Here is a 16,014-nt window from a genome sequence, read left to right on the forward strand (position 1 = left end):
AAAAATGAGTGTTTTGGCGGAGCGGGAGGGATTCGAACCCTCGGTACCGGTTTTGCCAGTACGTTCCTTTAGCAAAGGAGTGCTTTCAGCCTCTCAGCCACCGCTCCGTCTGGGTAATGTGTGGGGGAGAAGGTACACACTACTCCAAATGATGTCAATACATAAATATACGGGCAGGAATTAATCAAGATAAGTATATTGATACTCCAGTTCCTTTTTCTCATCCGGCTTCAGCGTGAGTTTCCACTGGAATTTTCCGTTAGGATTCAGGGAACGGTTCCAGTTGGGAAGGCTGGACATTTCTCCTTCTCTCAAAACAGTTTCCGGAGTCCCGATAATGTCCTTGTTTACCTGGAATTCCATGTTCCTGCCGGAAACATTCTTCATGGTCAGAGTTCCCTTTATGGTGTATTTCCGGTAGCTGGAGCCTCTCACCTGCACTGGCTCGGAAGAAAGCGTTTCTTCCGAAACATGAACCATGGTTTCCATGGATTTATTCAGCCTAACCAGGACACGTTCTCCCGGATTGGTGAAGGTGAGCGTGCTCTGCCCGGCAAGCCTGCCCTGGGAAACGAATTCCACCATTCCCGTGGACCAGGGCAGATTCAGGGCATTCGTCAACTGGATGCAGTGCCAGACGTCCAGCGGGGAAGCCGCCGCCCCGCGGTCTCGGTTCTGGTCCCATTCCGACAGGCCCTTCTGGTTGGGAATGTCCCACGTATAAATGTGGCGGTAGGGAACATCGCCGCCAAACAGGTTCCTGGTCACCGTCTCCCGGTAGTTGCAGGAAAAATCCGGGATGGAGTAGAAGAACAAATCCTCCGCCTGTTTGACGGTTCCCGGATCAATGGCCGTGGCCTTCTCCATGGTGAATATGGGCTGCGGAGTACGGGCCTGGCTCATGTAGTTGCCCATGAGGGACCGGGCGTATTCCGTTCCAGGTTTTTCGGACCCCAGGGCGGCAAACAAGGCGCTCATGTTCTGCTTCATGGAGATGGGAGAAGGCAGCCCGGGCATTGCCAGGCGAGGGAAGCCGGAAATAAGCTCCATATCCACCTTCTCCAAATCCATCAGTTCATTCATGATCGTCGCCTTACACTGCAATTGTGCATGTCCTTCCGCACCCAGCTCTACCCGGTAGGTGGGCAGCCAGCTGATCCCGGAAGACAGGCTGCTCACGGTTACCGTTTTTCCCGGAGCCGGTTTTTCAAGGTTCATCACCAACCGCGTTCTGTCCGTCGTCCAAGAGGGAAAGGAAATATCCTTTTCCAGAAACTCGACCTGTTGAACCGCGGCTTCCTGAAGCATCACATGTCCAGTCTCCGTCTGCATCAGGAGGCTTCCCGCCATCGCAAAGAAAGACCTGTTCATGTCCCGGCCGTCTTCCACAGGAGAAGAAAGGGAGCCCATCAAATTGGGACGATTGGATTCCCGGACCTTGTTGTTCACTGGCTTCACCATTCTTCCTACAATCATTCCTCCTTCTGTGGTTGTGATCTTGATCAGCTTTCCGGCATTGGCGGCAAGCAATTCATTCCTGCCGTATTCCGGCTTGGGGATGATTTCCTTCACCTTGCTGCTGATCAATTCCCGGACGGAAACGCCCTGCTCTGTGGAAAGCCAGAATGAGCCGTAGGAAGGAGTGGGAAGCCCGGCCAGCTCCATGGAGGAGCCTTCCGCCGTCTTCCCTTCCAGCGTCACCGTGCCGTACCCGTTTTTGAACAGGGCCAGCTTTTTAGGAACCATCTTTACACTTGGCAGGGAAGGTTCTCCAGAGGTAGCGTCAAGCATGGAAGCCCATCCGCAAGTTCCAAACAGGAAGAATGGAAGCAGTCCGGCCCCGGCGGCCAGAACCAGACGCCCCGCACCAGTCATGGTATCATTGTCTGTTTTCATGAATACAGACTAAACAGCCCGTTTTCAGAAAATCAACCTTCAACCACCCTCCGCAGGCAAATGTAACTCCGTTGTAACATTCAGTTGCTATACAATGGATGAAAATGGAAGTATTTCCTTTTCTGAGAGATCGGGAGGAGAGCGCAAGACGGAAAGACCGGCCTCCTACACGCCGCAATGTTCGGCGATCATCTCCAGAAAATCATCCAGATAACGTGCGGCCTTCCGCTCCCCGATGCCGTGTATGTTCATGGCCCCCCGGCGCGTAGTCGGTTTCAGCCGGGCCATGGCTTCCAGCGTGGAATTGTGGAAAACCGCATAAGCGGGCACCCCTGCTTCCCGGGCCAGCTCATTCCGCAGTTCTTTCAATTTCATGAATAAATCTTCGTCAAACTCTCCCAGGGCAGCCAAATCCCCGGTGGCACGGACTCTGGTCTGCCCCCGGCGGTCCGGGACCGCACTTTTGCGGGCGAAAGGCCAGATCATGGAAACCGCCTGCCTGCCCATCATTACCTCGTTCCCCTTCGGGCTCAGGGCAATCAGGGGACGGTCCGCTTCCCCGCTCATTTTAGTGAGGCCCGCCATCTGCATGGCGCGGAACAATTGGCGTATATCGTCCTCACTCCAGGATGAAAGAATGCCGTACGTACTCAACCGGACCAGAGATGTCTTCAATAAATCCTGGGACTTGGACCCCTTGAGCATCTGGATGACTTTCGTTCTGCCCCAGCGGCCCTGCCAGGAACCGTCCGCCAAGCGGACGGAAGCGCGTGCGATGCCGCTTAATGCCTGCCGCACAATTCTGGTTTCCTCCTCCCCTATCACCTGGCCTTCCTCCACACCCAGCGCCATGCACTGGTCACAGCGGCCGCACGGAACGGCCCCTTCCTCGCCGAAGTAATTCAGAATCCACTGTTGGCGGCATCCGGACGAATAGGCAAACTCCGTCATGGCCTTCAGCTTCTCGCGGTCGCGCACCTCCTTCTCCCGGATGGCCCGTTCATCCAGAGGAATTTTCAAGCCGCTCATGGACGGATCCGCCACCCTGGTCAGCTTCACCCGCTGTCCCGGAACATCATGGCGGCTGATCGCTCCGTTGCGCATCAGGACGGACAGGGCCGCTCCCACCTGCATGGCATTCCGGCATTTGAGGCGTTCCGCCATTTCCTCCAAAGTCCAGGACACGTCGTGGGATTCCGCGCCGCAATGCTTCCGCAGCAATTCATACAGCTCCACAATAAGAGGCACACCGGGATTGACTCCCTCAATGAAAAACTCCTGCGTCCTCAAATCAGCATGGTTGAATAAAAGCTCGCAATATGCGTCCTGTCCGTCTCGCCCGGCGCGCCCGGCTTCTTGGTAAAAAGCTTCCACACTGCCGGGAATCTCAAAATGGGCCACAAACCTGACATCCGCACGGTCGATCCCCATGCCGAAGGCATTCGTGGCAATGACAATGTCCGCCTGACGGTTCATGAAGGCGTTCTGGGCCTCCTCCCGCTGGGCGTCCGTCATGCCGGCATGGTAAGCCGTGACGCTCAGGCCCAGATCGGAAAGCGCCTCGTACACCTGTTCCACCTTCTTGCGGGTGGAACAATAAATAATGCCCGTCTTGTTGCGTTTTACAAGATCGTACAGCCTCTTGTACTTCTCCTTGTGCGTATCGCACGCAGTAATCCGGAAATGCAGATTCTCCCTGGCAAAACCGCGTACAATGGTTACAGGATCATCCAGATGCAGATGCTCCAGAATATCGTCCCGCACTCTGGGCGTAGCCGTGGCCGTCAGGGCTGCAACCTGTGGACGCCCCATGGCCTCAATAGCGCGGCCAAGCTTCAAATAATCCGGACGGAAATCATGCCCCCACTGGCTCAGGCAATGAGCCTCATCCACGGCAACCATGTTCACGTCCACTCCCGCCAGGGCTCTCATGAATCCCTCGTGGCCAAAGCGTTCCGGAGCTACGTACACCAGCTTGTAGCTTCCTTCCTTCATGCCGGACAGGCGTTCCTTCTGCTCCGGAAAACTCAGGGAACTGTTGATCATGGTCGCGGGAATGCCTTTGGCAACAAGGGCATCCACCTGGTCCTTCATCAGGGCAATCAGCGGACTAACCACCAGGCACACGCCTTCCCGGCACAAAGCGGGAAGTTGGTAGCACAGGGACTTGCCGCCCCCGGTAGGCATTACCACCAGAACGTTGCGGCCCTCCATGATGGCAGCCACCACGCGGTCCTGCCCTTCCCTCAGCCCGGAAAACCCGAAGTGTTCCTTCAATGCCTCCATGGGCGATCTGATCAGCTTGAACCCACTCATCTTCTCCACATAGTGTGCCACAGGACACGCTGCCGCGCAACGCCTTTCCCCATGATCAGGACGGAATGCCAGCCGCTCGGTACGAGAAGATTCCGTCCATCGGAAAAAGAAAATGCTGATTATTTTATCAAATTACATCACAAACATCTTGACTTTCCCGAAGAAAAATCTATATTTTCTTCACCGCTTATGCGGTACACGACGCAAGTCAAAGCGCCCGTAGCTCAATTGGATAGAGCGTCTGACTACGGATCAGAAGGTTTGGGGTTCGAATCCCTACGGGCGTGCCACTTGCATCACATCCGGTAAAGCATGATTCCTGCCTGAACATTACGGCAGGATTTTTTGTCTATACCGGCAATACATATGGGGGCGCCATGGTTTCGACTGGAAGTCTGCGGTGCTGGCTGCATGTGAAGGTTAATCGGCTGGCCTTCTAAAAAGCCGATTAAAAAAATAAATGCAGAGTCTAACGACCTTGCTCTGGCTGCCTAATTAGTTCAGCCGCGTCAGAACCTCAACGCCTGCTAGAGGGAACGACGAAGATTTAGCAGGCTGGTGCAATGCGGGGTTGCCGCGCAACGCACGAGACTTCCACAGGCAACTAGCGAGCCTGCCTAGTTGGCGCATGACGAAGCAGCCGTGAAAGCAGCAACATGCGTCTGAACATGGAGATGCCGGTATCAACGGCCTTCAGGACACGGGTTCGACTCCCGTCGCCTCCACCATTTCAAAACAACCGCAAGCGTTTGAAAAATAACGCTTGCGGTTTTTGTTTTTATAAAACTGCAAGACAAACTGCAAGACATTGAAATTCGTTTTGGAAACAATGTCTTGCAGTCGGAGGTGTGTCTTGCAGGCATGAAGAAGCCCTCCCCTGTGATGGGCGGGAGAGGACTTCAGTGGGCTGTTTCCTGAACTGGGGCGTTATTAGCTGGTATCTCCGCCGCCATGTAGAGGTAGGCAAGCATGTAGCCGTGCGCATCCTCAATAGATGGCCGCCAGGGTGAATTGCTCCTATTCGCCGGGCCGTGGAAACTGAATCTGTATCTCTGAACTATTCATAAGGCGTAAAATCATAAGTGGAAGTTGACTGAATTAAGCGGGTTTCCAACGACGTAAAGGCATGATAAGCTCCGTTTTGCTGATTGTATCCCGGAGCCGTCATCTGGTGCATGGCTCCGACATAACTATGCGAATTGTAACCCTCACAATCCCAATACAGAGAGTTAACGCCCATCCAGTTAAATGAATCTGTCACGGCATGCAAATCGGCAATTCTCAACAACCTTCGCGCATCATAGCCATTACTGCCTATCCACAGCCCCGCAGGAATGGACGATGATGTATCTGATTGCTGGTAAGACAAAAACATATTACAGGACGGAGCGGTATTGAAAGACGGGATGACCGAATTTGTTTCATACACGACCCACTTCGCCTCTGACTTATTGTACAGCAACTCACGCACCCGGACAGGATAACCCGCAGGAGTAGTGGTGCTGTCATTGATCTGGTAAAACGTCACGTCGATGAAACGCACAAAAGTACCGGTATTCCCAGCCGCCGGAGACAAAGTAAACATATCCAGATCCTCTGCCGTCTTTTTGGTCAGATTGTCCGTAGTACCGACAAAAAAGGTCAATTTGCGGGCATTCCTGCTGCCGTTATTGCCCAAAGCAATAGGCAACACAAATCCCCGCCAACCGGAATAATTACACACTCCCAGGAAAGGACTTATCAAATTGACTTGAATTGTACCATTTGCAGCGGCCGTTTTTCGCAGCATCCAACACCACCCCGGCACCGTCTGTTCAACGGCAACGGAATTGCCGTAAAGCGTGAACGCAGAAAGAAAGCTCTGCGTGGAAAACGCATCAGTCACAGCGGCCATCCCCAGCGAGCACAGGCGGTTGACGGCACTCGCCGGAGTATTAGGTGATGCGGCCAGCGGAATATTAATGCCTCCGTTGGCGTTGATGGTACTGGCCACCGACAAATCGCCATCCAGCGTCATGTTGCCCGCTTCATCTGTCAGTTTGTCCTGCTTGCCGTTCCACGTTTCACGTTCTTTAGCCGTTATGTGGGCTGCTGCATCTTCTTTGTGTGCATTAAAGGAAGACGCGTCTGCTTTTGCAGAAAGAGCGGAAGCATCCACCTTCGCGTTCCACGTACTGCGCTCTTCCTCTGTAACATGTGCTATTTCTCCACATGCTCACTCCATTCATCCAGAGGAGTCAGGAGAATTCCATTGATAGAAGTAATTTTATTCATGCTTGTTATTCTTTGTTATTGCTTGTCGTGAAGCGGTTGAAAAACGCCACTGCCATCCCGTCCACCATCGTGAACTCCAAAAATTCTGGCTGGTGAAAAACCCGCGCCCTTCCGGACGGTGCTGCTTCTACGGTCAGCAATCGCATCCCTGGATTCCAGGAATGATTTCCCTCCCTCTACAGGTGAGCTGATGGCTTGGTCCAGCCGCACCCATCTTTCCGTTCATCGAATAAGACGGCAACGCGTGTTGCCCACTTCGTTGAAAGTTTCTACCCGTTCCTGAAAAATATCATCCTGCGTGAAACGTCGGGACTGGATGAAACCGTTGTTGCCCAGAAATATGGCCGCCAAGAAAGGCTTTGTCCATAGAAGAATGGATATTGAGAGCGGTGGAGGAGAAATTGGAAAAGGAGCATCAGCAGAGGCTCAGGCTCATCTGAAAAGATTATGTCTCTCAAGCATGCAGGTTCCCATTTTCCTGATCAGAAGGCACAGAAAAAATAGAATCCCACTAAAGACGGAATTCATTAATGGAGGCGGAGCGGAGGGTGTCGGCGGCAAATTTCTCCTTTTTCTTCCCGTGACCGCCGGATTTTTCCGCTTTTGGGCAAAGATCAGGTATTCCCAGCCGGGGTAATGCCGGACCACCCATTGATGAAGAAAGAATGCTCCTGCAAATATCAGAACCGTCGCAACCATGGCAGAAGGGATTCCCCCAGGAAGGATTTTTAACAGGAGCGGCATCAAGTAGGGCAGGATCAGGCAATGAATGGCATAAATGAAGAAGAAGAGGGGGGCGCATGCCTGAGCGATTTTACGAAAGAACGTATTTTCCGTCAGCAGAACACACAGGGAGCCCAGTCCCAGAATACCGGGAATCCAGCAAGGCAGGGTGTGCGGGATTTCCGTGGAGATGGCGCCGCCATGGTTCATCCACGCTATTGCCGCCCACGCGCGGGGGGGAGGAAAGGCAACTTATTTTTTTCAGGAGGCCAGCAGCAGGATACAGACAGCCAGAGAAGTCAGCCGGAAAATTCCGGAAGAAAAAAGTGTGCGAATATTCATGGTCGCTAGGTAGGTATGATGGTGTGTGATTTCATACAACTGGATGAGAACAAGTCAGGACTCCTCCTGCCCGAACGGAAACACCACCGGCACGGAAAGATCGTTTTTGATCAGAATACTGCCCGTGGTATTCCGGAAAGCGTCCCTGCACTGCTGGACATCCTTGCGGGTTATGATCCGGACAATGGTTTGGAAAACGATCCTGATATCCGTGAACAGAAATACATTCCGGGTATAAACAAGGTCGCAGCACAACCGCCTGTAGAACGGAATACCGTTTCTCCCGTACACTTGGGCCATTCCGGTCAATCCGGGGCGGACGGAGCAGCGTTCCGTGCGGTAGCGTTCGGGGAAAACAGCCAACTGCTCCGGAATCCATGGCCGGGGACCTACAAGGGACATGTCACCCTTGATGATATTGATCAACTGGGGCAGTTCATCCAGGGAATAGTGACGTAAAAAAGTCCCCAACGGAAAAGACCTCCGATCATCCGGAAGCAAGTGCCCTTCCGAATTGCGGGCATCTGTCATTGTTTTGAATTTAAAAATCCTGAATAATTTTCCACGATATCCTACACGCACTTGTAAAAAAAACGGAGACCTTCCTGTATTAATCACAAGAATTATGGAAATAATCGCCAGAACAGGAAAAATAAGTATAAATGCACATAATGAAATAACTACATCCAATACGCGTTTTCCAAAAAACTTATACATAGGCAAACCAATTTCTGGGCCTAGATTACCGGATTTCAAATTCGTCCTTTACATGACAGCTTAAAAATTCACAAAAAATATTTTATTATAAATATTTTATATATTCTTCATCATACTGCCTTCTGCAAATTTTACTCATCCAAATTTTTCTATATCAAGTACAAGTAGCTGAACTGGAGTAAAAATTATATAATTTGTATTGCCTGCGAATTTGAAATCCGCGCAGATTTTGCAATCTCTTTGCAAAAAATACTTTATATGAATAATCTCCGTTCAGCAGGGAGTACTTTTTTTGTCTTTCTCTGTAGAATAAGAAAATTAAAGTTTACTGGTTTTCAGGACTTCTTTCTGACATTTGATTGCCGGACCGCCTGTGAAAATCAGATTAATCAAAAACATTAATAATCAAATTACTATATACTGATAAAACCAAATCCGGCGTTTTCATGAAATTCACAGTTTCAAATCAAGAAAAGAAGGGAAAGGCTGCTGAGAACGACAAGAAATCATATTCGAAAATAGAAAAAATCAATTTATATATAATATATTTATTTTAATATAGTTATGCATGATTAATATTTATTCTTGCAGGCAAAGAGAAAAGCCGGAGAAGCGGGACATCTCCAGCTTTGGCACAATTCCATGTTCTTTCCAGGCATATCCGCTTCAACCGCTTGAAAAAGGCCGCTAATGCAAAAACAGAAAACCAGGGGAAGCGGAATACGGTTTTTCATGAACAGGGAAATATTCCGGAGTGGACAACAATCTGATGAAAAATAAGATAATGTGTCGGGCATCTCAACTTCTCCTGACAGCAACAGCTGTTTCTCGTCAAGCGCACTTTTCCATCATTTCCGCTCCTTCATCAACGAATGACACGGCCATGATCTGTACCGGCTATATATTGATTTGAAGCGTTTTCCATTTACTGCTGAAGCGGCACTTCATCACAAGCTTTCAAATCTTCTGCTTCACGATCACCCCTCTGGAACGTCCGGGCATGCCCTTCTTTCATCCAGGAACAGAAAAGTCCATCCCGAACGTGTTTTCTACGTCCGGGATGGACTGTAATATCATTGCCGCCTTTTAATCATGAATACGGAAAATATCCTATCCGTATGGGCGTTCCTCATCTTTCAGGCCTGTTGGTAAACTACAATGGAATAGGTTACTCCATTGCTCATCCTGAGATCAATCAAGCCAAGGCGTTCAGCGCCTGTATCATTAGCTGTCAAGGCCAATTTCAAAGTACCGCCATCCTGGGCAGATACGGTAATCCACTCCGGTTTGTCCACTACCTCATAGGAAGTATCTTTTAAAGAAATGGACACGGACAGTACTTGTGCCGTACGATCCGGCTTGAACAGGCTCTGACTGATGGGATAACGTCCCGTCGTCCTAATATCTGATCCCGCATGGATGCAAACGGACCGATTCCTCAATCCGTAGACGTCTCCCGAGTATATGGCCATTTTCAACACGCCGTCTCTCCCGTGGTTGCTCATGGCAAGCGCGTAATCCGACCAGCCGGCATTAATGGAATAACCAATATAATAACTCTCACCCCGGCAGTCCTGGGCAAATAAATAGATATTATTATGCCACTGCTTGTTAACCAGATCGCCTTGATTATCTACATAACCGGGCGAATACAGAACAAGCCTTACCCAGTCCGAAGGCAGAACAGCAAATAAATAATCCAGATTGCGCCCGTTGAGCAGGTTATTCCGGAATCCGGCCACAAATCCGAATCTCTGCTTGCCGTCTCCGCCAGTGGAAATCGGCCACACCATCGGGCTTCCGCCTGTATAATCCCTCCAGCCATCAGCTATCGCAAGAGCGGTATCATACCTGTTGGCCGGTCTGGCCGTGGGAGATACAGGATTTGCGTTATATAGCCTTCCCCACTGGCAATGCACTCCCTGGGGTCTCGTATTGCGGCTGGAACCATTGGCATCATCAATTCTGTAACCGCACAAATCCAGAGTGTAAGTATACTCTCCCCGCAGGTGTCCTGAAAAATTGTCTCCCTGCTGAACACAGTTCTGCAGAATCAATACAGGGTCATCCAGGTTCACCAAATGCCCGAAATAGGTTGTCGGACGTCCGTTCCGGACAAACAGATTCCAGCCCAACGTACCCTTATTGTTGCCATCCGGCAAAAACAGGGGACGGGACAAATCCAGTTTGCGGGCCGCATCCGTATCGGCCACAGGACTGACAGGAATATTCACTCCTCCCACGGCATTGACGGGTTCCGTAAACATACCACCCGCGGCGGTCAGACTACCCGCTAGAATCATATTCCCGGCTCCGTCGCTTTCCGGCGCCCTGTTCCATCTTTCTCTCTCTTTTGCTGAAACATGCTTTACATTATTGGATTCATGAGCAGTGAAAACATCGGCATCCAGTTTGGAGTCCAGTTCCCGGGCATCAGCTTTAGCATTCCATGCCGTACGTTCTTCTTCCATGATATGAATGTTCGTATTTTCGACGTGCTCGGTAAAATCATTCTGAGTCGCCATAAAAACACCGTTGATGGTAATAATTTTATCCATATTTATCTTCATTTATTTATGAAAAGGTTCAGATCCATCCTTATCCATAACTGAATAACTTTCAATTTACAGAATAAAAAACAATAGAAATGAACGCTTTATTATAATTCTCATACTTTCCCGCAACACCTGCATCCAACGCATCACGTTCAAAAGGAATACCGCGCCCTCAGGAAAATAAAGCAGTGTTCCTCATCTGTTTAAAAACAGCATTGAAAGGCCTTGAAGGAGATCATGCTGTGGAAGCCTGCCGTCCCCCAAATTTTTGCCATGGTGAAACTCGCAATGAAAGGACATGGCACTCTCCTCTACACAAATTAGGGCGGCCCGGCGTTCCATGCCGAAAAAATCAACGCAGGTTCACACTCCGCGGCCTGAGCGGGATTTTCCGTTCGTTACTACTCCGCCGTTTCTCTTTTAATCAAAAACGGGATTCCAGAGTGGATCCGACGCGGCGTCAAAACATAGCCGCACCTGTTCAGGCGTATTTTTCTCCAGAACCATGGGAGGCAGTTCCTCCCTGCCGAACCATCCGCTTTCAGACGTTTCCACATTGGGGCGGAAGCTTCCACCCCGTTCTTCACAGAGAACGAAGATTTTGCAGACTCCGTAGGCATAGGGGGGAGGATTATGCCTGTTGCGGTCATGAAGCGCTATCAACCGGACGGGTTCCACTTTCAGGCCGGCTTCCTCCCACACTTCCTTGGCCGTATTTTCCCGTACGGTCTGGTTCACATCCACCCAGCCGCCCGGCAGAGACCACAGGCCGGACTCCGTTTCCCTGACCAGAAGAATGTTGCCGTCCCTGAAAATGGCCGCCCGCGTATCCATCTTGGGCGTTTGAAATCCCGTTTCATTGCAAAACAGGCCGCGGACCGTATTCATATCCACCCCGGACTTGGCACTCATGATTTCAGCGGCAATATCCCTCAGTCGCTCGAAACGCTCCAAATCATAAGGGTCTTTGGCGTAAGTGATTCCCGCCTGGGCCAGAAACTGGATTTCCACGGCCCACTCCAGCCAGCGCGGAGGCAGCGCTTCCCGGACCAGATCATCTTCTCCGTTCATGTGGCCCACGCTAGCATTGCCCGCAGATGCTGCCAATCTCTATATTCCTTTTCATACACATGACGGATTGTTCACACAGGAACGCTGGACCATTCCATGCGTCTGCCGCAGACTGGTCCGCGTAACCGGGATTATTGATTAAACATCATTCCTGCTGGAAGAAGGTCCGTTCATTCCTGCCGGTCTGACGGACCGCCCGAAAAAACGCCTCATGACATTTCAAGAGTTATGGGGCGTTTGGATTGTTCCCCCATCCTCTTCCGGCAGTGCGACCGGATCTCCCAAAAACCGGGGTTCCCTGCCCCACAGCCACAAATCCATCATCATCCACACGCGGGCGCCGCGTTCCCTGATCCAGCTTTTAACCCGGGAACGACGATTGGGCACGTCCGGAGCATTCACGGCATAGGCGTCCATCCCGTTGTACCGGGCAATCGCCAGGGCGCGTCTGTTATGAAAGGTCTGGGAAACGACGATCATTTGAGAGACTCCGAACACCTCCTTCATCCGCACCACGGAATCCAGAGTCCTCAATCCGGCAAAATCGCAGACAATCCGGTCTTCCGGAACTCCCCGCTCCACCAAGGCCTGTTTCATTGCTTCCGGTTCATTATAGGCGTGGGAGGAATTGTCTCCGGATACGACAAACACAGTAACCTTTCCCTCCCTCCAAAGTTCCGCGGCCGTGTCCATTCTGTTATTAAAATAGCCGTTGGGACCGCCCAAGAAGGTAGGGGAGCATCCCAGCACCAGCGTTACGGTTCTGACGGGGACATCACGAGGATGGTCAAACAGTCGGTCCCGTGAAGAGAAATCCGTATACCATTCGGAGACGGCTACCAGGACTCCCACGGCAATTACCGCCGCCAATCCTGTCTTCAGCGCCAAAATCAGGATCTTCTTCTTCCTGCTCCAAAAGCACCGGCTCATTTTTCCCAATTTGCTGATCATTTTCACAAACAACGGTTTCCGCTTTGCTCCCAGCCTGGAACACACAGAGTGGAATCACCATTGCATTCCTCCATCAGATACTTGACGATGTTCATGTTGCCACAGGAATCAACAGCCGCCGCCATCAGGAGAGAGAACAACGGCAGCGCCAGACAGGCCATTCCCCATGCAGGGAAAATATTCTTTTTCATCATAGAGGGTTGGGATTGGAAATCCGGAGCACCTGGAAACGGCATTTCCAAGGCACCTCTGAATTACAGAAAATCGTAGGGCAACATGCTGCCGGGGTCAACTCCATAAACGGCTCCGCATCTATCATCATGGAAACCATGCGGGACTGGGAAAACAACTTCCAGCCTAACAGAAAACAAAATCCTGCCGAAAATTTGCCTTCTATCGGGAATGACTCAAGGAAATACCATTTTCATTTTGATTATCCTCCCCAAACATCTCCGGCACCTGTCTGTACTTCCGCTCCCCCGCAAACTCACGGACTAATTATTAGCAGGAACCTTTCTTATCGCTCTTTGGAGCTTTCCTCCCTCCTCTTCCCGGCTTTCCATTCCCAGGGCGGAACCGGATTCGGTTCCGACCACACCCCCTTTTTGCCTGTTTTGGCATCCGATTCATGGGAGGCAAGTTTCCGACTGGTGGAATGCTTGTAACGCCAAGCCCATCCCTCCCTGACCATTTCCTCGTTCACGGGGACAGTCCCATATACCACCAATCCCAAAATGCGGCCATACCTGTCACGTTCGGTGTACTGTACGGTAACAGTCTCTCCCCAAATTAGCTTTTCCAAATAATGTTTCGCGTCCTCGTAACCGTCCTGACCCCTTTCCGGTGCGTCGATGCCTTCAAGACGCACTTTATGAACAATCTTTTCTTCCTTCGTTTTCTCCAAAACAATAATGGTATCACCATCAATGACATTAATCACAACACCCCTGATATCTCCACTAAAAGCGACACAAGAACCCAGGAAGAAAAACAGTAGCCATTTCATAAAATAGTGATATAATTCCAAGGATTTCAACACGCAAGCATTATTTGAACAAGAGATTGGGCGGGAAAAAACGCCAGATCTTTCAGTATTCCACTGGCCGTTCAGCTATATAGAATCCTCTTGTACCCAGATTATTAATAAACCAGTGCTACCTGCACTCTAGAAAACGAAAAAGACGCGCCAAAAGCGAGCCTTTTTATATAGTTGATGGCTTGAATAAACCAAGAAGAGAATCGAAATAGCCAAGCCCACCGGAACTCAAGAAAATAAGTGAAACCATCAGGAAATGGCCGGTGTGGAGCTACAGCAAGAACAATGGAATCACGGAGGAGTTCCAACGCAGGATAAAGCTCATCCAAAAACGAGCTTACGGATACTACCCTTTGAGAGTACTTGTGGAATGCCGAGGATTTGACCGCTGATCATCCTCTTCAAAACTCTATTCCCACCGATGTTGGCGTTGACCCCGTCTTTTCACAAGGCGTTTATGGCAATCGTGAACAGCGCATCAACGGAAAAGGCCTGCAAGATTCTTTCTTGCAGGCCTTTATTTGGTGGAGCATAGCGGGTTCGAACCGCTGACCTCTTCAATGCCATTGAAGCGCTCTACCAACTGAGCTAATACCCCTTTGACTTTCGTCTTGGTGTGTCCTGTAGAGGACGGAGGGAAATTAGCATGACCATGGTGCCACCGCAAGTTTTTTCTGCAAAAAAAACGTTCGCGTCCACATTTTTCCCGGAAATGACGGCCCTTCTGCGGCGGCAGGCCGCAGGACTTGCGGAAAATCGGGACAGCCGGGGAAATATGGTTGAATGGGGTTCCGGCCTGTTTTAACCTTTCACAAAAGATGAAACGGCCTATTTCTCTCCACCGCACTCTTGCCGCCACGGCGCTGGCGGCCTTTTTCCTTGCAGGTTCCCTCCAGGCCCAGGAGCCGGGCGGGATGGAAAAGGAACCCTCCGGGACGGAAGAATCCGGCATTTCCACACCGCGCCGGGTTGCCGGGCTGGGCGTGCTTGCCTTCCTGATCGGCTGGATGGTTTGGCGGAACGGTTCCCGCCGCCACCGGGACGCCGGACAGGATACGGAGACCGGCAATGATGACACCAGCCCCAAAGAATGACGCCGTTTCTGAAAGAATGCTTCCATGCCGCCCGTAGTCGTTGCAGAGAGCATCCCCTCCACCCGACACTGCATGAATGTTTTTCTTACCGTTCTGAGCCTTCTTTTCTGCACAGCCCTGGCAGGAACAGCCGCCGACTCCCCCGCGGAGGAGTTTCCCTCCGGCGTGGTTCAGGAGCTGTGGTTCGGCATTCCGGGAGGTTCGGTAAAGGATTTGACGCACCGGAAGGTCTTTGAAAAGCCTTCTTCCGACATCCGGAAGATCGTCCGGCTGGACGCAGAAAATCTGGGCGACCAGTACGGAGCCCGTTATTCCGCCCTGCTCCGCGTCCCGGCTACCGGAGAATACCGCCTTTATCTGTCTTCCGACGATTCCGCCGAGCTGTGGCTGGGCAAGGACGCCACCCAGAAGGACATGAGCTGCATTGCCACCGTGAAGGGATATTCCGACCGCCATAATTGGACCAACCAGCCCAACCAGTCATCCGAACCCGTTCACCTGGAAGCGGGCAAGTTTTACTTTCTCCAGGTGATTCACAAGGAGGACGGCGGTCCGGACCACATGTCCGTAGCCTGGTCTGGCCCCGGCATTCCCCAGCCCGTGCTGGTTCCTGAAGCCGCCCTGTTCCTTCCCCCCGGCATGCTGCCGGAGGAGAAGCCACAGCCCCAGAGTCCGCATCCGTCCGAATAATTGCGGCAGGCGGAGGCCGTTCCCGGCTTCTCCTGCGCCCCATGCATTCCGTCTGCCGGAAGATGGCAGGGATTCTCCATTTTTCCTGATAAGAGATGAGTAGATGCAGTCGCATTTATTCATTTAGAGAGGAAAGCTTCCCCACCCCTTTTCTTTTTTCCGGTGTTGTTCCGGTGCGACCGTCCGGAAGTTTCCAGCCCTTTTCCAAGATTCCCGTTGATTAGTTATTCACATATTATATACATTCTATTAACACTTCTCTTTTTCCGCACGTCATCCTTCCCAATAAAAACTTGCAGACAATCAAAGCTATACGTCCTGAATCACGTTAAAATCCTTTCCCGGCTTT

General features: G+C 51.1%; 13 protein-coding genes, 3 tRNA genes and 1 other RNA gene. 6 read left to right on the forward strand and 11 right to left on the reverse strand.

Going from position 1 to position 16,014, the window contains the following annotated elements; genetic code table 11:
• Nucleotides 1–14: 14 nt before the first annotated feature.
• The 3 genes from V3C19_RS06780 to V3C19_RS06790 form a co-directional block, all read right to left on the reverse strand.
• Nucleotides 15–107: transfer RNA gene (locus V3C19_RS06780), tRNA-Ser, on the reverse strand.
• 73 nt (nucleotides 108–180) lie between these two features.
• Nucleotides 181–1,896, reverse strand: coding sequence for a hypothetical protein (locus tag V3C19_RS06785; RefSeq protein WP_295932613.1), 1,716 nt, complete (start codon nucleotides 1,894–1,896; stop codon nucleotides 181–183).
• Between the two features lie 165 nt (nucleotides 1,897–2,061).
• The gene (locus tag V3C19_RS06790) at nucleotides 2,062–4,212 is read right to left on the reverse strand and encodes an ATP-dependent DNA helicase RecQ (protein ID WP_295932610.1); all 2,151 of its coding nucleotides are present in this window, start codon (nucleotides 4,210–4,212) and stop codon (nucleotides 2,062–2,064) included.
• A gap of 213 nt (nucleotides 4,213–4,425) precedes the next feature.
• On the opposite strand from V3C19_RS06790, the gene V3C19_RS06795 reads away from it, so the two are divergent.
• Both V3C19_RS06795 and ssrA read left to right on the forward strand, forming a co-directional pair.
• A tRNA-Arg gene (locus V3C19_RS06795) sits at nucleotides 4,426–4,502 on the forward strand.
• 78 nt (nucleotides 4,503–4,580) lie between these two features.
• Nucleotides 4,581–4,940, forward strand: a transfer-messenger RNA (tmRNA) gene (gene ssrA, locus V3C19_RS06800).
• A gap of 329 nt (nucleotides 4,941–5,269) precedes the next feature.
• Here ssrA and V3C19_RS06805 read toward each other — a convergent pair.
• The gene (locus tag V3C19_RS06805) at nucleotides 5,270–6,370 is read right to left on the reverse strand and encodes a hypothetical protein (protein WP_295932608.1); all 1,101 of its coding nucleotides are present in this window, start codon (nucleotides 6,368–6,370) and stop codon (nucleotides 5,270–5,272) included.
• A 456-nt stretch (nucleotides 6,371–6,826) separates the two neighbouring features.
• Here V3C19_RS06805 and V3C19_RS06810 point away from each other — a divergent pair, with 456 nt between their 5' ends.
• Nucleotides 6,827–7,123: a hypothetical protein gene (locus V3C19_RS06810; RefSeq protein ID WP_295932606.1), complete on the forward strand. Its 297-nt coding sequence runs from the start codon at nucleotides 6,827–6,829 to the stop codon at nucleotides 7,121–7,123.
• A gap of 482 nt (nucleotides 7,124–7,605) precedes the next feature.
• On the opposite strand, the gene V3C19_RS06815 is transcribed toward V3C19_RS06810, so the two are convergent.
• The 6 genes from V3C19_RS06815 to V3C19_RS06840 form a co-directional block, all read right to left on the reverse strand.
• Complete coding sequence (locus V3C19_RS06815) at nucleotides 7,606–8,268, reverse strand: sugar transferase (RefSeq protein WP_330937190.1); 663 nt, start codon at nucleotides 8,266–8,268, stop codon at nucleotides 7,606–7,608.
• Nucleotides 8,269–9,404: 1,136 nt separating this feature from the next.
• Nucleotides 9,405–10,826 carry a BACON domain-containing protein gene (locus tag V3C19_RS06820; protein WP_130082714.1) on the reverse strand — a complete coding sequence of 474 codons (1,422 nt, stop codon included), beginning with the start codon at nucleotides 10,824–10,826 and terminating at the stop codon, nucleotides 9,405–9,407.
• Between the two features lie 417 nt (nucleotides 10,827–11,243).
• Entirely contained in the window at nucleotides 11,244–11,894 is a 651-nt protein-coding gene (locus V3C19_RS06825) for an NUDIX hydrolase (RefSeq protein ID WP_130082713.1), read from the reverse strand.
• Nucleotides 11,895–12,113: 219 nt separating this feature from the next.
• Complete coding sequence (locus V3C19_RS06830) at nucleotides 12,114–12,824, reverse strand: ElyC/SanA/YdcF family protein (RefSeq protein WP_295932600.1); 711 nt, start codon at nucleotides 12,822–12,824, stop codon at nucleotides 12,114–12,116.
• Nucleotides 12,825–12,847: 23 nt separating this feature from the next.
• Nucleotides 12,848–13,039, reverse strand: coding sequence for a hypothetical protein (locus tag V3C19_RS06835; RefSeq protein ID WP_295932598.1), 192 nt, complete (start codon nucleotides 13,037–13,039; stop codon nucleotides 12,848–12,850).
• A 323-nt stretch (nucleotides 13,040–13,362) separates the two neighbouring features.
• Nucleotides 13,363–13,851, reverse strand: coding sequence for a thermonuclease family protein (locus V3C19_RS06840; RefSeq protein ID WP_295932595.1), 489 nt, complete (start codon nucleotides 13,849–13,851; stop codon nucleotides 13,363–13,365).
• Nucleotides 13,852–14,244: 393 nt separating this feature from the next.
• Here V3C19_RS06840 and V3C19_RS06845 point away from each other — a divergent pair, with 393 nt between their 5' ends.
• A complete protein-coding gene (locus tag V3C19_RS06845) occupies nucleotides 14,245–14,433 on the forward strand; it encodes a hypothetical protein (RefSeq protein ID WP_295932591.1) in 189 nt (62 codons plus the stop codon).
• Here the strand turns inward: V3C19_RS06845 and V3C19_RS06850 are convergent.
• Nucleotides 14,404–14,479 (reverse strand) — tRNA-Ala (locus tag V3C19_RS06850). The genes V3C19_RS06845 and V3C19_RS06850 overlap by 30 nt on opposite strands.
• 220 nt (nucleotides 14,480–14,699) lie before the next feature.
• Between V3C19_RS06850 and V3C19_RS06855 the strand changes: the two genes are divergently transcribed.
• Together V3C19_RS06855 and V3C19_RS06860 are read left to right on the forward strand one after the other, a co-directional pair.
• Nucleotides 14,700–14,975 carry a hypothetical protein gene (locus V3C19_RS06855; protein ID WP_130082710.1) on the forward strand — a complete coding sequence of 92 codons (276 nt, stop codon included), beginning with the start codon at nucleotides 14,700–14,702 and terminating at the stop codon, nucleotides 14,973–14,975.
• A gap of 72 nt (nucleotides 14,976–15,047) precedes the next feature.
• A complete protein-coding gene (locus tag V3C19_RS06860) occupies nucleotides 15,048–15,665 on the forward strand; it encodes a PA14 domain-containing protein (protein WP_295932589.1) in 618 nt (205 codons plus the stop codon).
• The last annotated feature ends 349 nt before the right edge of the window (nucleotides 15,666–16,014 follow it).

This window comes from Akkermansia sp. AE01SA01 (assembly GCF_036417395.1).
Classification (GTDB): Bacteria; Verrucomicrobiota; Verrucomicrobiia; order Verrucomicrobiales; family Akkermansiaceae; genus Akkermansia.